The sequence below is a fragment of the Streptomyces sp. NPDC001852 genome (assembly GCF_042891825.1).
GTDB lineage: Bacteria > Actinomycetota > Actinomycetes > Streptomycetales > Streptomycetaceae > Streptomyces.
The window spans coordinates 1-22,759 of record NZ_JBIATN010000006.1 but is presented as its reverse complement, the minus strand read 5'-3'; the positions used below and the strand labels follow the sequence as shown (position 1 = coordinate 22,759).

Genomic DNA, 22,759 nt, shown 5'->3' with positions numbered 1-22,759 from the left:
GGGCAAGGGGAAGGACGCGCACATCGTGGAAGGGCTCTCATGCGTGACGTGACGAAGGACTCCGGGCAGCTGGCGACCGCCGAGGCGATCGAGCGCGGCGGCGGGCTGGGCGTGGACGACCTGCTGGCCAGGGTGATGCAGGCCGCCACCGGTGCGGACTCCGGTGCCACCCCTGCCCCGCCCCGGGACGTGGACGGCGTCGCCACGGCCATCGCCGCCGCGGCGGGCCGCTACCTGCCCGCGGGACACCTGTCGCCCGACGCCGACTTCTTCGACGCGGGCGGCACGTCCGTGCACGCCGTGGAACTCGTCGCGGAGCTGGAGGGCGAGCTGGGCATCGAGTTCGACCTGGACGAGGTGTTCGCCGACGCCCGTCCGATCAGTCTCGCCCGGCGCTGGCTGCAGGCGACCGGGGCCGAAGCGCCGAGCGAGGCCGCTTCGCCGGCCGTGCACACGGGCACCCCGGCGCCCACCACCGAGGGCGCTCTGCCCGTTGCGCCCCCCGGCACGCCGCCCGTCTCCGGGGCGGGTGCTGTAGCCGTTCAGACCCCCGCCCGGCCCACCCCACCGGCGCTCCGCCCACGCGCCGGCAGCGACGACGACCGGTATGCCAGGGCCCGCCGCGAGGACCTCGAGCAGATCCTCGCCGATCTGAGCCTCGCCGACCGCCTGCCGTTCGCCGACGTGCCCGAGCCGCTGCCGCCCCGCCGGATCCTGCTGACCGGCGCCACCGGCTTTCTCGGCAGTCACATGCTGCTCGACCTCCTCCGGCACAGCGACGCGCACGTCCATTGCCTGGTGCGCGCGGCCGACGAGGAGGCAGCCGTCGCCCGGCTCGGCGAGGCGCTGAGGAGTTACCGGCTGCCCTGGTCGTCGGAGGTGCGGCGCCGGGTGACCGTGCTGCCCGGCGACATCCGGCGGCCGCGGCTCGGCCTGTCCGACGACCTGTGGCACACGCTCGCCCACGAGCTGGACGGCGTCGTGGGCGTGGCCGCGGCCGTGGACTTCCTGCGCGGCTACCAGTCGCTGCGGGCGAGCAACGTCCTCGGCGCGCTCACCCTCGCCGAACTCGCGGTCACCGGGCGGCCCAAGCCCCTGCACCACATCTCCTCGATCGCCGTCTTCAACGAGGTCGGCATCACCTCCATGGGCGAGGACGACCCGCTCGCCCACGTCGACCGCCTCGTCTCGGGCTACGACCAGTCGAAGTGGGCCGCCGAGGTGGCCCTGCGCCGTGCCCGCGACCACGGCCTGGTCGTCACCGCGCTGCGCCCCGGCGGCATCGGCGGCCACACGAAGACCGGCGCCTACAACCCACAGGACCTCAGCAGCGGCCTGATCTCGGCCTTCGGCCGCTTCCGCACCGTACCCGCCTTCCGCCACCTGAACGCGGCGCCGGTGGACTGGGTGAGCCGGGTCGCCGTCGCCGCGATCTGCGAGCCCGACGCCTGGGGCTACGACTACCACCTCACCGGCGTGCCCAACACCCTCGACGACGTCGTCCGTGACATGGCGCTCGGCGGCATGCACGTGCGCGTCCAGGACTGGGAGGAGTGGCGCACCGATGCCCTGGCCCGCCTGGAGGCCGAACCGGTCCCCGAACTCGCCTTCCTGTCCAGGGTGTTGCAGAGCCCCACCGCCCTCAGGCTGTGCGAGGCGACCCTGAAGGGCCCGGCGGCCGAAGGCGCACGCACCGCCGCGCTGGTCGAGGCGCTCGGGCTGCCGCCCGCGGCCCGCTACGACGCGCAGGCCCAGCTGAGGACCTTCGAGCGGCTCGCCGAGGACGGCCTCGCCCGGCTGCCGCACAAGGACGACCAGCCCTACCTGTGGTTCCCGGAGAGGACAGAGGGCAGCGTGGGACCGGTCGGCGCCCCGCCCGAGAGCCCCTGCTCCATGGCGCTCACCCTCTCCATCGCGAGCATGTACCAGCTGGTGAAGGAGCGCCGGGTGGACGTGACCGGCGAGGTCGTCTGCACCGCCGTACACCCCGAGCCGCTGACCGTCGAACGCGGCGACATATGGATCCGCCCCGAGGAGGGGATCCCGCGGCAGCACGGGCTCAGGCACCAGCTTCTGCGCTACCGGCTGCGGTTGCGCGACGCCGGCGGCGGCCACTGGTGGCTGGAAGGTCACAAGTACGCCCGGGCCCGCCGCGACGTGTGGCGCCAGACCCGCGCGCTGACCGTGCGGATCGGCCGCGAGGGCGAACCGGCGAGCCTGGCGGGCGAGGTCGTGGTGCCCGCGGACTCCTACGTCCGCGACCAGATCGACGGCATCCAGGTCGACCCGCGTCTGACCAGCCAGGAGAAGCGGGCCGCCAAGCTGACCTGGCTCGCCTGGTTCGGCCTGGAGATGGGCCGCGGCCTGCTCGGCCCCTTCGCGCGCGCCGCCGCGGACCTGCTCGACCTGCGCCGTACCCCGACCTTCACGGAGCACCACCGATGATCTTCAGGACGACCACGCGCCCGACCCGGCCGACGCTGCGCCGGGTCAGGACCGACGCTGCCCTGCGGCCGCTCCACCACCGGCTCGATCCGGCCCGCGTCGAGGAGATCCCCTTCCGGGCGGACGACGGCGTCCGTCTCGGCCTGACCCGCGTACACACCGGCGCCGCGGACCGCCCCGCCGTGCTGCTCCTGCACGGACACACCGCGTCCGCCGACATGTTCCTGCTGCCGGAGACCCGCAACCTGGTCGACGTCCTCCTCGACGACGGCTACGAGCCCTGGCTGCTGGACTGGCGGGGCAGCTGCCGGCTGCCGTACAACGAGACCGGCCAGAGGTACACGTACGACGACGTGGCCCTGTACGACATCCCCGCGGCCGTCCGTCACGTCCGCGAGCACACGGGCGACCGTCCGCTGTTCGTGGTCGCCCACTGCATCGGATCGCTCACGCTGTCCCTGAGCATGGCGGCGGGACTGGTGCCCGGCCTCGCCGGCGTGGTGTCCCAGGGTGTGTTCCTGACGCCGAAGCTCGCCGGCCGGACGTCGCTGCGGATGTCGCTGGCGGGGGAGCTGCTGAAGACGCGGATCGACCACATCCCGGTCGACTTCCGCAAGGTGGGCCTGTGGTCGAAGTACACCCCGCTGTTCGCCCTGGCGTCACGAAAGGCGAGCTGCCCGGACCCGACCTGCCAGATCCTGCACAACTCCGCCTGGGGCACGGGCGCCTCGCTCTTCGCGCACGAGAACCTGTCCGAGGCCACCCACGACCGCCTCGCCGACCTCCTCGGCCCCGCGCCGCTGTGGATCCTGCCCCACCTGCGCCGCATCGAGCTGGCCCGCAGCGTGGTCCGCTGGCACGACACCGACCACCGCTACCGGGCCCTGCCGCCCAACGCGCTGGACGCGGCCGACCGGATCGACACCCCCGTGCTGCTGCTCGCCGGCAGCGAGAACGGTCTGTGGCTGGACTCCCAGCGGCTCTGCCACGACGTACTCGCCGACCGCCAGCCGCAGTTGGACGTGTCGTACACCGAGATCCCCGGTTACGGCCACCTGGACACGTTCCTCGGCCGGGGCGCCGCCCTGGACGTCTTCGGTCACATCCTCGAATTTCTCGGCGGACGGCGCTGACGGCCGGCCGGTCGGCCGACCACCGAACGCGCCGGTGCCCGGCCGCGCTCAGGACCCCTTCCGGGTTCAGGCTGTCGGTGTGTGCGGGAAAGTCCTGGTGACCGCCACCGCCAGGAGTCCCTTGGGCCGACGCCCAAGGGACTTCGTGGTCAGCGCCGGTGGTACGGCAGCGAGGAGCCGGACGCGGTCGCGAGTACGGCTTCCGTGCCGAGGCTGGTGCCGCTGTCCTGGTACAGGGACAGTTGGCCGTCGGACCAGCGCACGAGGTAGTCGTTGGGCCGGTTGTCGGTGCTGGTGAAGTTGCCCGCCGTGGTGAGCGTGGCGTGGGTCCACAGCGTGCTCGGGGCCCGCATGCGCACCTCTCCGTGGAAGCCGTACTGGTTGACGTCCGGGTACAGGGTCAGTTCGCCGTCGGACCAGCGGACCACGAGGTCCGACTCGTTGGTCCCGGTGAGGTCGGCGGACGTGAGGGATGTGGCGTGCGTCCAGGTGGAGTTGGGAGCGCTGAGCCGGACCTCACTGTGGACGCCGGTGGAGTTGAGGTTCTTGTAGAGAGTGGTCTCGCCGTCGGACCAGCGCACGATCAGGTCGTCGGGCCAGTGGTCGTCGGTGGTGTAGCGGCCCGCGGTCATGGCGACCTCGTGCTGCCACAGCGTGCCCGGCTTGACGAGGGTGATCTGGCTGTGCAGGCCGCGCGCGTCGACGTCGGGGAAGAGGGTGAGGCTGCCGTCGCTCCAGCGCACCAGCAGGTCGTAGGTGCTGGTGCCCGTGAAGTCGCCGGCCGTGATGGAGACGGCCTTCGTCCAGGTGGTGTTGGCCGCGACGAGCCGTATTTCCTTGTCGAAGCGTCCGTTGCCACCACCCCGGTACAGCGTCAGTTCGCCGTCCGACCAGCGCACGATCAGGTCGCTCTTGTCCGGATCGGGCGAAGGTGAGGGCGTGAAGGAGCCGGAGGTGACGAGGGAGGCATGGGTGAGTGTGGAGGCGCCGGGCAGCACATTGGGACGCGCGGGGGCGGTGCCGGCGACCGCTGCGTTGTACAGGTTCTGGACGTCGGAGCCGTAGGGGGAGCTGTAGGAGACGTCATCGGTCGGTCCGCCGGTGTCCCAGCCGCCGATGCTGCCGACCACGTCGCCGGTGCCGGTGGCCGGGTCGAAGTTCTCCAGGAACGGGCTGCCGCTGGTGCCGGACGCGAAGCCGTTGCAGGCGATCCGGAGGTACGAGCCGGGGGTGCCGTCGGTCGGGGTGTACTGCGTGGTGTTGTTGTCGCAGGTCAGGGGCTGCGTGGCGGTGCCCGGGTAGCCGACCAGCCGAATGCTGGGGAAGGTGTAGCCGCGGCCGGTGGCCAGGTTGTTGCCGCCCACCACGTCCTGCACCTGCTTGCCGTCGCTGCGCGCGCCGACCTGGGCGAATGCCACGTCCCACGGGGCGCCCTGGACGTGTCCGCGGTCGTAGTAGCGGGGATCGACCCAGACCCGGCTGCGGCCCTCGGAGTCGGTGGCGACGGGGAAGATGCCGTACGGCTGGGGATTGGCCGCGGTCCACCGGGGGACGAAGGCGAGCGAGCCGCCGCCTGCCCGCCCGTCCATGCAGTGTCCGGCGGTGAGCACGATGTCGTGGTGCGGGCTGTTGATGACGCTCGCGGTGCAGAAGTAGGAGCCGCTGCTGGTCTGCATGTACATCCGGCCGACCATCGGCAGCCCGCCGAAGTAGGAGCTGACGGGACCTGTGCCGCCCGTGGCCGTGGCCGTGGCGGACGGGCTGGGCGAGGCGGTGGGGCTCGCCGAGGCCGACGCGCTGGGGGAGGCGGACGTGGTGTCCGTCGGCGTGGCGGTCGGGGTGTCCGTAGCGGTGGCGGAGGGATCCGGGGTCGAGGTGTCGGTAGGTGTGTCCGTCGGGCCGGCGGTGTCGGTCGGCGTGGCGTCCATCGGGACCTCGCGCAGGTCCTGGGCGTTCGGGCCACCGGTCACCGGCGGCTTGACGAGGCCCTGGGGCGTGGGGTGGGCGGCCTTGCCCGCGGTCCGCGGTCTGTCGTCCGGAAGCGGCTTCGCTTCTGCCATGCGCTGCGCGGTCCAGAACCGCTTGGCCGCGAAGGCTGTCCAGTGCGGCGCGGAGGCTGGGGGACGCGGGGCGGTGTCCGGTATCGCGGACGTGTACGCCGGAGGGGCGTTCGTGGCGCCTGCCGTGTCGACCGAGACGACGAGAGTTCCGGCCAGCGCGGTGATCGCGCCGACGGCGGCCACGAGAAGGGCACCGCGTCGACTCGCGCGGTGCCCAGCAGTTCTGCTCACTTTTGGGCTGAATTCCCCCCACTTGGCGTGACTCTCTGCCACGCAGGCGATAGGACTAGCAGAGAGTACGGCACTGCTGCTCGGTGATCGAACCGTTGGGCGAATTCGCCTGGGTGATGAGCCGGCCGTTCGGAACCTCGTCGCTGCCGGTCGGCCGGTGGCCCCCGCTGCCGACGAGGTCGAGCCGGGAGTGGTTCATCCGGCAGGGTGCGGCGTTCCTCACGAGGCGCTGTCGGCGATCCCGTACCGGAATCACTCAAAGATCACGTAGCATCCGGGGCGAAATGACCAACTGCCGCAGTTGCCCGCTTAGTTGGAGAATCCTCCACGCCTCGACCATGGGTGACCGCGCAAGGGGGAAGGAAGAAACCAAGATGACGTCATCCCGTCTCCGTCGACGCGTCGCCGGAACCGCGGCCACCGTTCTTCTGATCGGTGCCGGAGCCCTGGCGACCGCGCCTTCGGCGGCCGCCAAGGCCAACCTGCTGTCCATCGACAAGGTGTCGCTGCACACCCCCGGCCTGCAGGTGAAGGTCACCTACTCCTGCGACATCGGCATGGACCACGAACTCGTGGCCAACGCGACGACGCTCGACCACAGCCCCCACGACCAGTCCATCGCCGCGGGCACCGTCAAGAAGGACCAGCTGGTCTGCGACTACAACGACCATGTCGCGCTGGTGACCATGCGCCCGGGCGCGGGCGCGCATTTCGACAAGGGGGACAAGGTCAAGGTCACCGTCTTCTACTTCGACAACGACGGCTTCCGGTACGGCGACGAGGAGACGGTCGCCGTCCTGTAGGACAGGTCCCGCCCCGGCAGGCGGCGCGCGGTCGGGGACCGGGCATGCCGTCGGCCGGGGCCGAGGCGGGCTGATCGGACCGGGGCGTCTTGCCTCCGTGAGTACGCTGGTATGGGCGTTGACCCGGGAACTGCGGAACGGGCTTCGGCGTCCTGGTGGTAGACCTGAGCTCGGGGCGGGGGCATTGGCATGGCTACGAGGATCTCGGTGACCGTCAAAGGGCCGACCGGTCTGGACGATCCGGACCGGATGCTTGACGAGCTGGAGGCGGAGACCGGTCTGTCGTGGCATTCCTCGGCCGTCGACGAGGGCAAGGTGCTGACCGGCGGCATCGTCGAGATCGTCCTCGTGGCCGTGGTCGGCAAGGCGACCGAGATGACCGTGTCTGCCGCGGTGGACGCCGTGAAGCGGGTCGTCGAGCGCTGGCGCGGTGAACGGCTGGATCCGCCCGAGACTTCGGTCGGCACCCAGTCCGTACCCGACGAGGCGGCGGAGCCGACGGCGGAAGGGCTGGACGGCTGAGATGGCGCCTCGTGCGGTGGTGATAGGACCGGCCAGGTACGCCGTCGACTCGGGGATGGACGGCCATCCGCCGATTGGTGCGAGCGCGCGTATGTACGGCGAGGTTCTCGCCGGCGACGAGATGTGGGGTACCGACTGCTGCCGGGTCCTGACCGAGGACGAGGTCCAGACGGCTGACGGCGTGATGAGGGCGTTGCAGGAGGCCGCGGACGAGACGGGGCCCGACGACATCTTCCTGGTGGTGTATGTCGGCCACGGCCAGTACTGGAGTGACGTTCCCGGCGCGCAGGTCCATTTCTCCGTGGGCTCGTCCCACCGGGACAAGCCATGGACCTGGCTTTCCAGTTGGTACGTCTACCGCGTCATGCGCAAGGCCAGGGCGAGGCTGAAGGTTCTGATCGCCGACTGCTGTTACTCGAACCTGCTGCCTCAGCTGGGGGAGGAGCCCGTCCTTCCCGGAGTCCTGGGCGCTCTGGACGAGGGCACCTGTGTGTTCACGGCCGTCAAGAACGCCAGTTTCGCGCCTGCTGACGGTTGCTCGGCGCTGCCGGGGAACCTCTCGAAGTGCACACCGTTCAGCGGGCACCTGCTGCACATACTGCAGGACGGCACGAAGGACCACAATCACCAGCTCACCATCGGCCTCCTGCGGGAGGCGGTGAAGAAGGAGATGGAGAACTGCACAGGTGCACAGCACCAGGTACCGAGGATGTCGCTGAACGACGCCCGTGACGGCACCCCGCTCTTCACCAACCAGATGGAGCTCAAGAAGCGCGACCCGGTCCCGCAACTCCCGGTCGAACCTGCGGACTGGGTCAAGACGTTGATGATGGACCGGGACTCCCGCCTCGATGAACTGCTGAAGGACGAGCGGAAGACCGGCGACGTGGTCGCTCTGCTCAGCTCCAGGCCGGATGAGGCCAGCCGGCATCTCGCGCGGCACATCGACGTCAGGGCCAACCAGGCCTTCAACTCGCCCCATGCCTTTGCCCGCTACTGGAACCAGGTGGAGAAAGCACTGCGCGTATGACGGAGGGCCAGAAGGCCGCGGGCTCCGGCGTGGCCGGACGTTCCGAGGACGACGGTGCGACGGAGCCGTGGCGCTTCGGCTATGAATGGGTGACCAAGTGCTCGGTCGCCGCTTTCCGGGAGCGCATGCAGGCCATGCGGGAGGGCGAGCAGCCCGTCACCGAGAGCAGTGAGAGGCCCCGGCCCGCCAACGCGATCAGGGCCCTGCACGCGTTCGCCATGCTCAGCACCATCGACCGGCTCATCGAATGCGCGGTGAGTTTCGACTACCGGGACGCCGTCAACATGGTGGCCACGGCGGCGCTGAGCCGGAACATCATCCATGCCGCGGAACTCGCCATCCGGCAATGGGATGCCGAGCGTACGCATGAGGGCCGGTACCCGCGGCTGACAGACGGCGTCATCCATGACATCGCCTGCCAGCGGACGGTGCTCGACGTCGCCGTCTTCGTCCGGGAGTGCCGTGACGCAGGGAAGAGCGAGCTGGTGGACAAGACGCTGCGCGTGTTCACCACACCGAGTTCGGGACGGACCAATCTCGACAAGGCCCTCCTCTACATCGCGCTGCGCGACGAGAGGTGCGGGGAAGAGGCCGCTGAGCTCCTCCGGCAGACCCTCCTCGCGATCACCGAGCACGCGCACGTGCCGTTGCAGGCCTCGTACACCGTTCCCAGGGAGTTCCAGGATCTCGCCGGCGCACTCCACCAGCTCAGTCCCTCGGAGCGGATCCTGGAGGAGTGGGTCGACGCGCAGTTGCGGATTCCGGATCACGTACCCGAGACAAGACGGATCGTCGCCCATCTGATCGCCACCCGGACCGACAGCCCCGACACTCTCGTGGAGCATGTCGGCAAACGGCTGTCCCAGCACGACATCGCGGAAATCTGCGGCCAGTTGGTCAGGCAGGGGTCCTCCGAGAAGTGCGCCCTGATCCGTGAGCACGCCGCATCGCGCGACAACGTGGAGCACCTGGCGGAGATCGTCATCACCTGGCACCGTTCAGAGGCTCTCACCAGGACGACCAGGGAGCTGCTCGCCGACATCGTGGCCAGGGGGACGGCGCGAGCGTCCGGGCCGCGCTCGCCGGTGGAACTCGACTACCTGGACACGGTCCTGGGAAACTTCAACGCCCAGCCGGAATGCAGGAGGCTGCTGCGTATCGCCGCCGCGGCGCACACGGACGGCCGCTCCGGAACCGAACTGGCCGATCTGCTGGTCAGGATCGAGCGGCCGAGGGACCGCAACCGAGTGGCGCAGACGATCGCACAGAGACTGGCCGCGCGTGTCCTCGAACAGGGCGCCGACGCCGGGCTCTTCGTCGAGTACGTCAGAGGGCTGCGGGGCCATGGGCGCGCCGAGGCCGTCGATCTGGCCTGCAAGGAACTGGCGGACCCGTCCCACTCCGTCGGGGTGCGCCGAGGTTCGGGTGCGGTCATCGCAGAGATCGCCGCCCGCCTGTACGGCGCAGAGCTGCCCCGCGACGGCTGGGACCTGCTCGAACGGTGCCTGGAGAACGAACAGCGTGTCACCCCTCGGGGTGTGGCGCTGGTCGTGGACCGGCTGTGCACCAGCACGATGGAGGAAGAGGACAGGTATTTCCTGATCCGTGCCACGGTGGGCCGCTGGTCCGACACCAACCGCCGGGAGGAGGCGGTCGAGGAGCTGCGCGGCAGGGGATTCGAGGCGGAGGCCACGGAGGTCATTCGTTCGCTGCGTTAGCGGCCGTGGCGGGGCGGCCGGTGCCCGGAGCCGGCAGCATGGGCGCCACTTCGGCCATGTGGCGTCTGGACGCGCTGACCAGGCCCTCGAAGGCCGCGAGCGCCGCAGCGACGGCCAGGAAGCCCCCCAGGAGCTTGGGGAGGACTCCGACCGAGGAATCGCCCAGCAGCGTCAGCAGCGTCAGCACCGCGAGATGGCCGATCAGCCAGAGCCCAGCCTGGGCGGCGGGACTGGTGCGCCAGTGCCGGAACAGAGTCACGTGCACCTTGGCGTCGTACATCCGGCCGAAGGCGGGCAGCCACCGGGCGAGGATCGGCAGGCACAGCAGCAGGGCGCAGCCCACCGTGAGGGTCGCCATGCCTCGCCACAGGGGGGCCCAGCCCGCCCCGTAGAGGATCAGTGCGATCAGGGCGAAACCGGTCCGCGCCAGGACCTCGCGGCCGCCGCGCCGCACGCGGGACCAGCCGGTCAGGTGGTCGCGGAGCGACACGAGGACGACACCGGGGACGGCGTAGACGACCAGCGTCAGGACTCCGGTGATCGCGACGAGAGAGCTCCAGCTGCCGCCGACCGCCAGCAACGCGATGCTCGCGACGAAGAAGTCGACAACCAGGACCAGCCAGTACACGTCGTACCGCCGCTTCAGGGAGGCCTTGCGGGCGGTCTGCAGCCCGCGGTGCGTGAGATGGGCCCGGCTGAGGGCTGCCACCTCGCGGGTGAGTGCATGGGCGAAGACGAGGCCCGCGCCCATGGGTGAGATCACGGCACCGATCCTGAGCAGCCACCCGAGCCACCACAGGGAGAGGGCGAAGGCGAACTGGGCATAGGGCGACGGCTCGATGTCGGCCGGACTCCAGTAGGACGCCTGATACTTCGTGAAGACGACCTGAAGCGATATGTACAGGACCATCGCCCCGATGATCGTTCCGAAGACCGCCCTGCGGAGCCGGGCCGCCTCACCGATTCCCCGTCCCCACCGCTTGATGTTCCCGGCGAAGTCCAGCGGACCTTGGAAGCCGACGTAGGCGAAGATCACTCCGCTGCCGACGACCGCCGCCAAGGCGGCGCCGGCCCCTTTTCCCGTGCCGCCGCTCGCGTGGGGGCTGTGGTGGTCGAAGCCGGCCGTGATCAGCAGCGCGACGGTCAGGACGGGGACGATGACCTTCGCCACCGTCAGCCAGGAGTTGATCCTGAAGAAGATCCGCGGGGTCGCCAGGTTCACCGCGGAGATCGCCGCCATGAACACCAGCGCGTAGCCCCAGCCTTTGAGGGTGAGCGCCTGGGAGGAGTCCAGGAGCCCGTGGACCTTCCAGGACAGGCCCTTCGTCATCGCGACGGCCTCACTGGAGAGGTTGATCGCGTAGAAGATCCACAGGCCGGCCGCGACCACCGTCGCCACCAGCGCGCCGCTGCTCTGCAGCGGCAGGAATATCAGCCCGCCCGTCTTGGGGGCTACGGTGCCCAATTCGACCATGACCGCAGCGATGAGCAGCATGAGCAGGCCGCCGAACACCCACGCCAGGTAGGCGTCCGAACCAGCCCGGCGGAACGCGTCGTCCGCGCCCAGCAGCCAGCCGGAGCCGATCATGCCCCCAGCCGCCAGGCCGACGAGGTGGAACACCGACAGTCGCCGCTGCTCGTCCTCGTCCTCGGCCCGCACCGGTTGCCTGCCCTCAGGCTTCAGTTCCCGGACACTCATCCGCCCTGTTCCCCCGCGTAGCGTCGGCAGATCCTCACGCACAGTGGCGAACAGGGTACTGGTCGGAGGGGGCCGAGGAAACGGCGTTTGCGAGCAGGTGCGCACGGGCCCGGCGTTTCTGCCGCTCACAGCCGTGGCCGGCGTGGAACCGACCACGTGGCTGTGCCGGACTGGAGGGGGTTGAAGGGGACACGGCCTGCCGAGTGGTTCACGAACTGCGGCAGCACCGCCGCGGAGAAGAGGAGGCCCTTGGGGTTGGTGAAGCCCACGAAAACACCGTCCAGGACCGTGCGCAGGCCGCCGCGCCGCTCACCCGCCGGGGCCTCCATGTCCGGCCGGGAGGACGCACATCGCCTCCCGGCCACAGGGCTGTCCCGGCGGCGGGCCCGTCATGCCACCGGGCTTTCACCGGCCGTTCAACACGCCGGCTCCGGGGCCGCCTCACCGAAAGCACGGCGGGCGGCGCGGCGCCACCGGCCGGCGGGGAGTGCGGGTCGCAGTGCGGCGTAGGCGCTGCAGTACTTGGTGAAGACGGCGGGGCGTATCCCGTGGGCGTGCAACAGGCGGTCCGCCTCGGTGAGATGCCCGGTGGACTTGGTCTCGACGAGAACGAGGTCGTCCGTGCACCGCACGGTGCGCCCGGTGCGCATGTCGTCGCAGACCAGTGCCGCGTCGCAGGTGATGCGCTCGCCGTCGGCCACGAAGGTGGCACGAATGTAGTCGGTGCACAGGGACGGTTCGAGGGTTGCCGGGGCGCCGATGCCGTACGCGGTGCGCAGGGTGTCGGCGAGGAACCCCCGGCAGCCCGGGTCGAGCGGGGTGGCCGCTCCGGTCAGCGGACGGCGGTGTTTGACGGTGTCGCCGCGCGGCCCCTTGAGCTTGATCTCGAACTGCCGCTCACCCGTGTCCGCGTAGACCCGTTCCCGGATCTTGAAGCGGAGCCGGCGGCCCTGCCGGTGGTCATGGAAGGAGCGGAGCTCGGGGGTGTCGTAGTAGACGGAGTGGTAGCGGAAGGCACGCCGGCCGTCCATGGCGAGGGCGCGGAAGGGGCCGCCGGGCCGGTGCGGGTCGGTGAGCCGGCCGACGATGCGCAGGAAGGTGTCCGCGGGCACCAGGTAGCTGTGGTCGAAACGCGCGAGGAGAGCGGCGCGTTCGTTGAGCTCGTCGAGCGAGATCGGGCCGGCGCCGTGGGCGGCGTCGCCGACGGCGCGGACCGCAGCGGCGGAGCGGACCGGTGCGGTGGTCATGCGGTTTCCCAGGCGGGCGTGGTCCGGCGGGCGGGTCCGGCGGCGGGCACGGGGCCCCGGCCGGCCGGGGCCGCCGTGCTCTCGCGGTAGCGGACGTCGACGACGGTGAGGTCCCGGACGAAGTCGACCTCCATGACCGTCCAGTGGAGGGGCTCACCCAGGCGCCGTACGAGGTCGGCGCGGAGCGCGGCCGGGTCCTCGTGGACGGTGTCGAGAGTGACGACGGCGCGCCGGGTGCCGGCCAGGAGCCGGGGGCTGTCGGCTGCCCAGACGATGAGGAGCAGGGTGGCGCACAGCCCGCCGGTGAGTGCGAACGGCAGCCTCGGAAGTCCGCAGAGCAGGCCGAGGACCAGGGTGGTGAAGTAGTAGGCGACTTCCTCGTGTTGCACGGCGTCGGAGCGGAGTCTCACGATCGAGAGCACGCCGAAGAGACCGAAGCCCAGGGCCGCTCCCCCTCCGCCGCGCACCTCGGCGAGGGCGGTGACGACCGTGAAGAGGCCGGTGTTCAGGGCGAGATAGGCCGGCACGAGGTCGCGCCGGCCGTGGCGCGGACAGTAGAGGGCGAAGGTCAGCACGCCGACGGCGGCGAGGTCGAGTCCGAGGTGGGCGGCGAGATGCCGTAACGACTCCATGGCTGCACTCCCTGTAAGTACCGGGGCCGGAAGGCCCCGAAGAACCGGAACGGGAGACAGACGATAGGCAAGCGCGTGGCGAACATGCATTCGCTTGTGGAGAAACGATTCGCCTCCTTCGCCTCCTTCGCCTCCTCCGTCTCCGACGCTCCACTGCCGGGCGGGGGAAGCCAACGACCGTGCACTGTTTCGCCGCCGGACTCGCAACCCGCAGCCCCTCACGCGACGCATGGCCCATCGGCCGGCGGCCGGGGAATCACCGTCAGTGGCTGCGCGGAAAGCGTCAGTGGCCCCCGGCCGGAACGACGGCACGCCCGGCGGCCGGTCGCCCATCGTCTCAACCGTGTTCGCCGGTGGCACGGAGGCGAAGCCGCGTCCACGGCGCCGGCCGGCGCAGGCGGCACCGGAACGGCGAAGGCCGGCCGCGTTCGCGCACCAGCCACCCGGCCAGGGTGCGTACGGCTTCGGTGCCGATCCCTTCCCGTGATGCCGCGCCGTCAGGAAGATGTCGATGCCGGCGAGCCGGAACTCGGGGTCCGCTTCTTTCGCGAACCGGATCGCTCCGATGACCTCGCCCTCGAAGACAACGGCGGCATGCCCTCGAAGTCGTCCGGGGCCGACCACCACGCGGCGACTTCCGGCTCCCGCACGACCCGTTCAAGGACCTCCCCGTCACCGACGGCCATCGGCCGTCAGCTTTCCGGTGCCGACGCTCTTCCGGCAGGCTTCCTGCCGGTTCATGTCCGCCCATGTCGTCTGGGGCCCGTTCGGGCAAGATGACGGGATGAACCACAGCGACCAGCGCTTCCACGTCATCGTGCTGTCGAACTTCGCGAAGGGCTTCGACAAGTACGCGTTCGCTTACGGTAAGGCGGGGATTCCCGAGAGTACCTATCCCGACCGGTTCCACCTGCTGACCCGTGCGGAGTTGGGTATCGGCATCGGCAAGGCGCGACGCCTGCTGGACCGTCTGGCCATTCCGGGTGACCGACTTCTGGTGCTGGAAACCACGGTGGACCCCGACAAGCTGGTGCCCAACGCGTCGACCGGCCTCGGCATGGAATGGCACGAGGCGCGCATCCGGTTGTCAGCGGTCCACGAACTCGACCAAGCAGGCGACGAGTTCACTCTGCGCCCGACAACCGTCGAGGACGCGATGGCGGCCTCCCTGCATCTGCACGGATCGGCACAGCGTCGCTACGCCGACACGCGACCGCGCTCGGTTTCGCTTCTGCCGGTCGCCTCCGCCTGCCAAGCCCGGTGTTCCTTCTGCTTCTCCTCGGCTTCGATCTCCAGCGACCAGGCGCCGGCACGGGTGCCGTGGGACGCGGTCGCCCACTGGCTGGAGCGCGCCCGTGCGGCGGGTGCCGAGCGTGCGGTGATCACCGGCGGCGGGGAACCCACGCTCATACCTTTCGAACAGCAGCTGCGGCTGGTGTCCGCCTGCTCGGCGGCCTTCCCGAAGGTCGTCCTGATCACCAACGCGCACACCCTGGCGAAGGGCCGGCACGCTGACCGGGCCGGCCGACTGGCAGCCCTGAGCGCCGCAGGCCTGAGCGTGCTGTCGGTCTCCCGGCATCATCAGGACGACGCCGTCAGCGAGCGGCTGATGATGCTGCGCACGCCGGTGAGCTCTGTGGTCGACACCTGGCGTGGGGAACGCGACCGCTGGCCGCGCCTGCGGATGAGGCTGATCTGCGTGCTCCAGCACGGCGGCGTCGCCGACGCAGCCGGCGTCGCCGACTACCTTTCGTGGGCCGCGGCTCTCGGTGTCGAGGAAATCTGCTTCAAAGAGCTCTACGTCTCCACCAGTACCGAGTCGCTCTACTTCGACCGCGCCGCCAACGTCTGGAGCCGAGAGCACCAGGTTTCGCTGTCCGTCGTCACCCGGTTCGCCGAGCAGCATGGCTTCGAAGTGGCGAGCCGCCTGCCCTGGGGCGCGCCGGTCTACCATGGCAGCTGGGAGGGCCGGCCGATGCGGATCGCCGCTTACACCGAGCCCAGCCTGCTCTGGGAACGCACCAGCGGGATCGCACGCAGCTGGAACGTCATGGCCGACGGACGCTGCTACGCCTCCCTGGAAGACCGGGCCAGCGAGATCGTGCCGGAAGATGTATCGGCATGAGGTTCGACGAGTTCCAGGAATTCCGGCAACGGCAGCTCAGAACTTCCTCGTTGCTTCTGGACGCCGCCGAGACCAACGTGTACGGGGCGCTTGCCCCGATGCGACCGCAATCGCCGGCCGACATGAGTACGGTGCACCGGTGCGATCTCGCCCGTGCCTGGCTGCGGCGCTTCGAGCTGCCGGAAGACTGGTCCGGCCGCGCCATGGTCTGTCGAGGGGTCCGTCACGGGCTCGGTGTGGTGTTCCACCGGCTGCGCGCCGTGCAGGCGCGGTTGTGGTTGCCCAGCGACGTGTACCCGGTCTACTTCGAGCTGGCCCGCGCTGCGGGCCTGGCGCCCGCGTCCTACCCGACGCTACCGGCGCCGGCCCTGCCGACGTCGCCGGCCGACGACCGGCCCGAATACCTGCTGCTGGCCAACCCCAGCAAGCCGCTCGGCCGATACCTGTCCGATGCCGAGTGCGCCGCGGTGATCTCGTGGTTGCGGGAATCACCACGCCGCCGCTTGCTGATCGACAGCGTCTACGACCTGGGAGCCCCGTTCGCTGCCGGCACACGGCGATTGGTGGATACCGGTCGTGCGGTCCTGCTGCATTCGGTCACCAAGGGATGGCTGTGGCCACGCACGTTCGGCGTGGTCCTGCTGCCTCCGGCGCAAGCCGAATGGGCCGAAGCGTTCCGGGCGGATCCGCCGTCACCGGCACAGCTGAGGCTCGCCGATCGTCTGCTGAGCGAGCACAGCGAGCTGCCCCGCCAGGTCGTCGACGAACTGTCCGCACGGGCTGAGCGGTTGTTCGAACGGTTGCCGGACGAGGTGCTCAGGGCGATTCCCACGGCGAGCCGGACGTGTCCCGGCAACTACTTCTTCCCGATCGAAATCCCAGCGGAGACGCTTCAGCGCGAGTGCGGCGTGCTCGCCATGCCGGTCAGCGTGTTCGGGGAGAGCAGCTGGTCCGGCTCCATCCTGACCAGCCTTGCTGACGCCTTCGGCCCGACGTCGGCGGTGGCGCGGTGAAACCACTGAAGGACCTGGCCGTATACGACGATGCGGACTTCTACGATCAGGAGTTCACGGCGCGCACCCACGACATCCCGTTCTTCCTCGGCCAAGCGGTCCAGGCGGGCGGTCCGGTCCTGGAGGTGGCCTGCGGAACCGGGCGCATCACCCTGCCGATCGCGCGGGCGGGTGTCGATGTCACAGGGCTCGACATCATGCCCTCGATGCTTGCGCGCGCCCGTCAGCGGGCCGAGGACGAGCGACTGCCGGTCCAGTGGCTGGAACAGGACTGCCGAGACATCCGCTCGGACAGGCGCTTCGCCCTGGTGTTCTCGGCAACCAACGCGATGCAGCACCTGCACGACCTGGATTCCGTGGTCGCGTTCCTCACCTCGGCGCGAAACGTGCTGCGACCAGGCGGGACCCTGATCCTGGACGTATTCAACCCCGACATGGCCAAGCTGTGCAGGCTCCCCGAGTCGCCCTACCACCACAAGTCGGTCGTGGACCGGGACGGGGCGACACTCGACGTACGGGCGACGACAGGCTACGACGCCGCCGCCCAAGTGCTGCGCTTCACGCTGGACTACCTACGCGGCGGTACGTGCGTACGCACCAAAAAGGTCAGCATGCGCTGCTTCTTTCCCGAGGAACTCTTGGCGCTCTGCCGGCTGGCCGGGCTCGATGTCACGCAACGCTACGGGGACTACGATCAATCCCCGTTCACGAGCGCCTCGCCGAAGCAGCTCCTGTTCTGCCGCGCCCGAACCGACAACGGCCAGATCGGCGATCCGCCATCGGTACCGGTCGTGCAGCGGAGCTGAGCCGGCAGCGCATTCCGGGCAACATGCCCGGTCGGAGGCCGCACGAGGACCAGGACGCCAGCGTCGCATCGGCGTACTGCATGCGAAGCGCGCCCCGGCCTGATCTGGAGTGGGATTGCGGCGCCGGGTTCTGGTGATGTCGGCCGGACGGTTGCGGGTTCGCCGTGTGACGGGCGGCGGGGACCGCCGGACGGCCGTGGTTGTCCTTGGCGGTGTCCCGGATCGTTCGCCGAAGCGGGACAGGCCGACAGGCTCGTCGGCGTCCGTGGCCGGAGCATGCGGCTGGGTCAGCCAACTCACCCCAGCGGGACCCCGTCCGCCGCGCGGTGCGCCGCCGCTCTGGTCATGCCGGCGATGTGTGGTGTGAGGATGACGTTGTCCAGTCCCATCAGCGGGGAGTCGAAGTCGGCGTGTTCCTTCGCGAAGACGTCCACTGCGGCTGCCGACAGCGGCGCGGACGGGTCCTGGAGGGCAGCGGCGAGAGCGGCCTCGTCCACGACTCCGCCCCGCGCCATGTTGACCAGCATCGAGCCCTTCTTCATGGCACTGAGTTCCTGCGCACCGATCAACCCACGGGTCTCGTCGGTCAGCGGACAGTGGAGCGAGACGACGTCCCGGTCCCACGATCCCGAGGGTGAGTTCGGCGAGTTCCGGAGCACGGGACACCCGCGCCACTGTCCCCGGTGAGAGGCGGCATTTGTGCCCGACGAGTCCCCTGTTCGCCGCCAGGATGACCGCCAGGGCGTGCTCGGCGACAGCTTCCGCATTGGAGCCCGGGGCATGTGTCACCAGGACTTCGTGTTCCCGGGCTTTGTACACCGCAGCCCGGACACCGACCCGCCGCCTCCATACGCCGGCAACCCGGCCGCGGCCGCATGCAGCATGGCCGTTGCCCACGTCACCGGCTCTCCGCCGTGCCCGCAGCCGAGCATGGCGGACACGCGGGCGGTGCGAGTGGGGTAGCCAGTTGCCGCCTTGCGTAATGCCGCAACTATCATCAGACAGGTGTCCGCGCCATCTCTCGACCTGGACGGGGTTTTCCATGCGCTATCTGGTACGCGATCGCATGCTGGCGTTCCACGAGGAGGCCTGGGTCGAGACGGAGCACCGGCAGAAGCTGTTCAGGGTCGACCGCAAACTCCTGCGGCTGCGTACCACGTTCCACTTCGTGGACACCCAGGGCGACCAGGTCGCGAGCATCGTCAAGAAGGTCCTGACCCTTCATCACACGATCCTCATCAAGCAGAACGGCGAGACCATCGGCCGCATCAGTAAGCGGAGGTTCCGCATCTTCGGCGACCGCTTCAAGGTCACCCTGCGGGACGGCCGTCGGCTGCGTATATCGGGGAACCTCTGGGATCGCGAGTTCGACATCGCGGACGACGGAACCACCCTGGCACACATCTCGCGCCGCTGGTTCAGCATCCGCGACGCCTATGCCGTGGACGTGATGTACGAGCCCGACTCGCTGCTGTTGGTCATCCTCGCCGTGTGCGTGGACCACATCATCGAGGACGGCAGGAGCGAACAGCTCACCAATCTGTGACACATGCTCGCTTCCGGCGCACGTACCCATGCCGGCATACGTGCTCCAGGGGCGCAGTACGCATCTTGACACTTGAACATCGACGTGCCGTCCGGACGGCGCCTGATCGGGGGAGAACCACCGCACCATGATGGGACATTCGCATGCCGTGAGCGGCGCGCTGCTGTTCGCCGGCACCGCTCCGTACCTGCCGCCCGTGCTCTTGCACACGCACCTGCAGCCCCAGGAGATCCTGATGGGCACGGTGCTGTGCGCGGGCGCCGCACTGCTGCCCGACCTGGACCACCACGACGGCACGATCGCGAACTTCCTCGGTCCGGTCTCCCGGCTGCTGTGCCGGTTCGTCGCCTGGATATCCGGCGGTCACCGCCATGCCACCCACTCCCTGCTCTTCGTGGCCCTCATGGCCGTCGGCACATGGGCCGGCATCGCCCATGTGGGCAGGCCGTTCACGCTCGGGATGTGCTTCTTCCTCCTGACGATGGCGGTACGCGCCCTCAATCTGTGCCCGCCCGGACACGGATTCCACGCGTGGGGCACCATCGTGGCGATGGCTGCGCTCGGCACCGCCGCGATCGCCAAGTTCATTCCGGCGGCGCCGGGTTGGCTGCCCTACGTGGTCGGCCTCGGCTGCCTGGCCCACCTGCTCGGTGACTCGATCACCAAGCAGGGAGCCCCGTGGCTGTGGCCGCTGAAGAGGCGCTACGAGGTCGTGCTGATCAAGAGCAGCGGCAACAAGCTGGAGACCGAGATGCTGACGCCGCTGATGGGTGCCGGGACCATTGCCCTCCTCTGGCTGACAGTCCTGGCACCGCATCCCCTCCGCTGAGGCGGCAACGGGCTCACGCGCGATCGGTGCGCGGACCCACTCCCGCCCGCGCGAGGCCGAACCCGGACCGGACCCCTGGCCGCGTGCCTGTCCGAGGGGCCTCCTAATATCATGTCGCATTCTTCGACGGACGCCGATGCCCGCTTGGCGGTGCCTGCCGACCAACGCCCCACACGACACAACGACACCACCGCACGGCGATGGGGTCGTGCATCGAGGAGGAACGTTCATGCACGCCCGGAGGATCGGCGCGGCCGCCGCGACAGCAGTGGCGCTTCTGGCTGCCCGCGACCTCATCCAGAAGAAGCACGCACTGCTCCGGAACTTCCCGGTGATCGGGCACGCCCGGTACCTGTTGGAGACGATCGGGCCGGAGCTGCGGCAGTACATCGTGACGTCCAACGAGGAGGAGCGCCCGTTCAGCCGGGACCAGCGCACGTGGATCTATGCGTCGGCGAAGGAGGAGAACAACTACTTCGGATTCGGAACCGACGTCGACGTCGAGCACGTGCAGGGGCACGCCTACCTGAAGCAGCGGACGTTCGCCGGCACTCTGCCCGACGCGCACGACCCGCAGGCCCCACTGCCCTCGGCCAAGGTGCTGGGCGGGCCGCGCGGGCGAGCCAAGGCGTTCCGGCCGGCGAGCGTGGTGAACATCTCGGCGATGAGCTTCGGATCGCTCTCCGGCGCGGCCATCACGGCGCTCAACAAGGGGGCGGCGCTGGCGGGCACGATGCACAACACGGGCGAGGGCGGCCTCTCGCCGTACCACCGCAACGGTGGTGACCTCGTCCTTCAGATCGGTACGGCGTACTTCGGCTGCCGCAACGAGGACGGCAGCTTCAACCTCGACAAGCTCAAGGACGTGGTCGCCGGCGCCCCGGTCAAGGCAATAGAGATCAAGCTCTCCCAGGGCGCCAAGCCAGGACTGGGCGGGATGCTGCCGGGCGCGAAGGTGACCGAGGAGATCGCCGGGATCCGCGGCATACCGGTCGGCAAGGACTGCGCCTCCCCGTCGAGGCACACCGCGTTCAGCGATGTCGACTCGATGCTCGACTTCGTGGAGTTGCTCGCCACCGAGACCGGTCTGCCGGTCGGGGTCAAGAGCGCGGTGGGAGAGATGGGTTTCTGGCAGGAACTGGCCACCCTGATGGCGCGTGGTGACCGTGGTGTCGACTTCGTGACCGTCGACGGCGGCGAGGGCGGCACCGGGGCGGCGCCGCTGATCTTCACCGACTCGGTGTCGCTGCCCTTCCGGATGGGCTTCTCCCGGGTCTACGGCACGTTCGCCGAGCTGGGGCTGACCGACGACCTGACCTTCATCGGCTCCGGCAAGCTCGGCCTGCCCGAGAACGCCATGGTCGCCTTCGCGCTGGGTGCCGACATGATCAACGTGGCCCGTGAGGCGATGCTGTCCATCGGCTGCATCCAGGCGCAGAAATGCCACACCGACAAGTGCCCCACCGGCATCGCAACCCAGAACCCGTGGCTGGCCCGCGGCCTCGACCCGACCTCGAAGGCCACCCGAGCCGCTGTCTACCTTCGCACCCTGCGCAAGGAGCTGATCAAGGTTTCGGCTGCCGTCGGCGTCGCGCACCCGGCACTCATCACACCCCACGACATCGAGATCATGAACGGTGACTACGAGGCCCGCACCCTGGCCGGCGTCTACGGCTACAAGGACGGCTGGGGCGAGCTCGGCCCACACCTCGCCGATGAGATCACGGCGCTGCTCACCACCAAGCCGACCGCCGTGCACGGGCCGGCCCTCTGACGCGCCGACAGCGACAAGCACCGCGCTCAAGGCTCGCCTGCGCGGAGCACGAGCGTGGCACCAGCCGGTGTCGCCCGCACTCACCCACCTGCCCTTCCCCCACGACCAGTCCGTGCCGAGGCGATCAACATGACTGAAAAAGTGAGATTCAAGAGCGTCGTCGGCCCGGAACTGGCCGGGTCGATCGACCTGCCGGAAGGCGAGATCCGCGGCTGGGGAATCTTCGTCCACGGATTCACACTCGGCAAGGACTCGCCGGCCGCCTCGCGTGTCAGCAAGCAGCTGGCACGCGAGGGGATCGGGATGCTGCGCTACGACAACCTCGGCATCGGAGACTCCGACGGCGACTGGGGGGACGGTTCCTTCACCATCAAGGTCCAGGACACCGTCCGTGCAGCAACGCTGATGGCAGAGCGAGGAACTCCGGTGGACCTGCTGGTGGGGCACTCGTGGGGAGGCGCCGCCGCGATTGCCGCAGCGGCCGAGGCAACCGGCGTCCGCGCGGTCGCCACGATCGGGGCGCCTGCCGACCCCAGCCACGTCGAGAGACAGTACGACGCGGTCATGGAACGCGTGCTCAGTGAAGGGTCGCACGAATGGTTCGTCGGCGGGAGGACCCTGGTCCTCAAACGTGCCTTCGTCGACGACGTCCACCAGGCTCGCCTACGCGACCGGATACGCGAGTTGCGTCTGCCGCTGCTCGTCATGCATTCGCCCACCGACAACACCGTCGACATCGCCAACGCCGGGGAGATCTTCCGCGAGGCACGACACCCGCGAAGCTTCGTCTCGCTCGAAGGAGCGGACCATCTCCTGACCGCACGAGGACAGGCGCAGCGAGCCGCTCACATCATCAGCGCCTGGGCCGACCAGTACATCCACAGGTCACGGCCCGGAGGAAAAGACATGTGACGGCCGGCAGCCGCAGGCGTCCGCTCGTTGAGCGGAACTGCCGTCACTGGACAGCTTCGCCCGGGGTCACGCACCGCGGGGGTTTCAGTGGGCGACCAGTCGCGAGCTGAGCCACTGGAGCGTGGCCGGGATCTCCCGCCGCCAGGTGTTGAAGTTGTGCCCGCCGCTCGGGAGGATGATCGACGAGATTCTGGTCACGTTCGTGTCCTGCACGCTCTTGATGAACCTGAGCGT

19 protein-coding genes and 3 pseudogenes are annotated in these 22,759 nt (G+C 69.6%); 13 read left to right on the top strand and 9 right to left on the bottom strand.

The genetic code is table 11. The features are described from left to right. The first annotated feature begins 39 nt into the window (after positions 1 to 39). Positions 40 to 2,445, top strand: a complete 2,406-nt coding sequence (locus ACFYZB_RS12255; RefSeq protein ID WP_388757524.1) for a thioester reductase domain-containing protein — start codon at positions 40 to 42, stop codon at positions 2,443 to 2,445. Further along, entirely contained in the window at positions 2,442 to 3,578 is a 1,137-nt protein-coding gene (locus tag ACFYZB_RS12250; protein ID WP_388757521.1) for an alpha/beta hydrolase, read from the top strand. The genes ACFYZB_RS12255 and ACFYZB_RS12250 overlap by 4 nt, the downstream gene beginning before the upstream one ends. 149 nt (positions 3,579 to 3,727) lie before the next feature. Here the strand turns inward: ACFYZB_RS12250 and ACFYZB_RS12245 are convergent, their stop codons facing one another. Both ACFYZB_RS12245 and ACFYZB_RS12240 read right to left on the bottom strand, forming a co-directional pair. Continuing rightward, positions 3,728 to 5,821, bottom strand: coding sequence for a hypothetical protein (locus ACFYZB_RS12245; protein WP_388757518.1), 2,094 nt, complete (start codon positions 5,819 to 5,821; stop codon positions 3,728 to 3,730). Between the two features lie 103 nt (positions 5,822 to 5,924). Further along, entirely contained in the window at positions 5,925 to 6,068 is a 144-nt protein-coding gene (locus tag ACFYZB_RS12240; RefSeq protein WP_388757515.1) for a hypothetical protein, read from the bottom strand. Between the two features lie 175 nt (positions 6,069 to 6,243). Here ACFYZB_RS12240 and ACFYZB_RS12235 point away from each other — a divergent pair, with 175 nt between their 5' ends. The 4 genes from ACFYZB_RS12235 (at position 6,244) to ACFYZB_RS12220 (ending at position 9,942) form a co-directional block, all read left to right on the top strand. Then, complete coding sequence (locus ACFYZB_RS12235) at positions 6,244 to 6,672, top strand: hypothetical protein (protein ID WP_388757512.1); 429 nt, start codon at positions 6,244 to 6,246, stop codon at positions 6,670 to 6,672. A 189-nt stretch (positions 6,673 to 6,861) separates the two neighbouring features. Beyond that, positions 6,862 to 7,194, top strand: a complete 333-nt coding sequence (locus ACFYZB_RS12230) for a hypothetical protein (RefSeq protein WP_388757510.1) — start codon at positions 6,862 to 6,864, stop codon at positions 7,192 to 7,194. A gap of 1 nt (position 7,195) precedes the next feature. Further along, positions 7,196 to 8,224, top strand: coding sequence for a hypothetical protein (locus ACFYZB_RS12225; RefSeq protein ID WP_388757507.1), 1,029 nt, complete (start codon positions 7,196 to 7,198; stop codon positions 8,222 to 8,224). Then, positions 8,221 to 9,942, top strand: a complete 1,722-nt coding sequence (locus ACFYZB_RS12220) for a hypothetical protein (RefSeq protein WP_388757504.1) — start codon at positions 8,221 to 8,223, stop codon at positions 9,940 to 9,942. The genes ACFYZB_RS12225 and ACFYZB_RS12220 overlap by 4 nt, the downstream gene beginning before the upstream one ends. Here the strand turns inward: ACFYZB_RS12220 and ACFYZB_RS12215 are convergent. From ACFYZB_RS12215 to ACFYZB_RS12195, 5 genes and pseudogenes are all read right to left on the bottom strand, one after another. Continuing rightward, complete coding sequence (locus ACFYZB_RS12215) at positions 9,923 to 11,641, bottom strand: APC family permease (RefSeq protein WP_388757501.1); 1,719 nt, start codon at positions 11,639 to 11,641, stop codon at positions 9,923 to 9,925. The two genes, ACFYZB_RS12220 and ACFYZB_RS12215, sit on opposite strands and share 20 nt — an antisense overlap. Before the next feature lie 164 nt (positions 11,642 to 11,805). Then, positions 11,806 to 11,958: pseudogene (locus ACFYZB_RS12210) on the bottom strand (LysE family translocator); the annotation flags it as partial. A gap of 99 nt (positions 11,959 to 12,057) precedes the next feature. After that, a complete protein-coding gene (locus tag ACFYZB_RS12205) occupies positions 12,058 to 12,888 on the bottom strand; it encodes a polyphosphate polymerase domain-containing protein (RefSeq protein WP_388757498.1) in 831 nt (276 codons plus the stop codon). Next, positions 12,885 to 13,520 (bottom strand): DUF4956 domain-containing protein, encoded by a 636-nt coding sequence (locus ACFYZB_RS12200; protein WP_388757495.1) that lies wholly within the window; start codon positions 13,518 to 13,520, stop codon positions 12,885 to 12,887. Before ACFYZB_RS12200 ends, ACFYZB_RS12205 begins: the two co-directional genes overlap by 4 nt. A 421-nt stretch (positions 13,521 to 13,941) precedes the next feature. After that, positions 13,942 to 14,206 (bottom strand): annotated as a pseudogene (locus ACFYZB_RS12195) (GNAT family N-acetyltransferase); the annotation flags it as partial. Between the two features lie 98 nt (positions 14,207 to 14,304). On the opposite strand from ACFYZB_RS12195, the gene ACFYZB_RS12190 reads away from it, so the two are divergent. The 3 genes from ACFYZB_RS12190 to ACFYZB_RS12180 are packed head-to-tail and all read left to right on the top strand — an operon-like array spanning position 14,305 to position 17,464. Beyond that, positions 14,305 to 15,645 (top strand): radical SAM protein, encoded by a 1,341-nt coding sequence (locus ACFYZB_RS12190; RefSeq protein WP_388757491.1) that lies wholly within the window; start codon positions 14,305 to 14,307, stop codon positions 15,643 to 15,645. Next, a complete protein-coding gene (locus tag ACFYZB_RS12185; RefSeq protein ID WP_388757488.1) occupies positions 15,642 to 16,658 on the top strand; it encodes an aminotransferase class I/II-fold pyridoxal phosphate-dependent enzyme in 1,017 nt (338 codons plus the stop codon). The genes ACFYZB_RS12190 and ACFYZB_RS12185 overlap by 4 nt, the downstream gene beginning before the upstream one ends. Next, on the top strand, positions 16,655 to 17,464 hold the full coding sequence (locus ACFYZB_RS12180) for a class I SAM-dependent methyltransferase (protein ID WP_388757485.1): 810 nt from the start codon (positions 16,655 to 16,657) through the stop codon (positions 17,462 to 17,464). Before ACFYZB_RS12185 ends, ACFYZB_RS12180 begins: the two co-directional genes overlap by 4 nt. Before the next feature lie 296 nt (positions 17,465 to 17,760). On the opposite strand, the gene ACFYZB_RS12175 is transcribed toward ACFYZB_RS12180, so the two are convergent. Next, a complete protein-coding gene (locus ACFYZB_RS12175) occupies positions 17,761 to 18,231 on the bottom strand; it encodes an NAD(P)-dependent oxidoreductase (protein WP_388758105.1) in 471 nt (156 codons plus the stop codon). 275 nt (positions 18,232 to 18,506) lie between these two features. Between ACFYZB_RS12175 and ACFYZB_RS12170 the strand changes: the two genes are divergently transcribed. The 4 genes from ACFYZB_RS12170 (at position 18,507) to ACFYZB_RS12155 (ending at position 22,525) form a co-directional block, all read left to right on the top strand. Next, positions 18,507 to 19,010 carry an LURP-one-related/scramblase family protein gene (locus tag ACFYZB_RS12170; protein ID WP_388757482.1) on the top strand — a complete coding sequence of 168 codons (504 nt, stop codon included), beginning with the start codon at positions 18,507 to 18,509 and terminating at the stop codon, positions 19,008 to 19,010. A 127-nt stretch (positions 19,011 to 19,137) separates the two neighbouring features. Next, the gene (locus ACFYZB_RS12165; protein ID WP_388757479.1) at positions 19,138 to 19,839 is read left to right on the top strand and encodes a metal-dependent hydrolase; all 702 of its coding nucleotides are present in this window, start codon (positions 19,138 to 19,140) and stop codon (positions 19,837 to 19,839) included. A 229-nt stretch (positions 19,840 to 20,068) separates the two neighbouring features. Then, positions 20,069 to 21,613 (top strand): FMN-binding glutamate synthase family protein, encoded by a 1,545-nt coding sequence (locus tag ACFYZB_RS12160; protein WP_388757476.1) that lies wholly within the window; start codon positions 20,069 to 20,071, stop codon positions 21,611 to 21,613. Positions 21,614 to 21,667: 54 nt separating this feature from the next. Beyond that, positions 21,668 to 22,525: an alpha/beta hydrolase family protein gene (locus tag ACFYZB_RS12155; RefSeq protein ID WP_388757473.1), complete on the top strand. Its 858-nt coding sequence runs from the start codon at positions 21,668 to 21,670 to the stop codon at positions 22,523 to 22,525. Positions 22,526 to 22,609: 84 nt separating this feature from the next. Here ACFYZB_RS12155 and ACFYZB_RS12150 read toward each other — a convergent pair. Then, positions 22,610 to 22,759 (bottom strand): annotated as a pseudogene (locus tag ACFYZB_RS12150) (esterase); the annotation flags it as partial.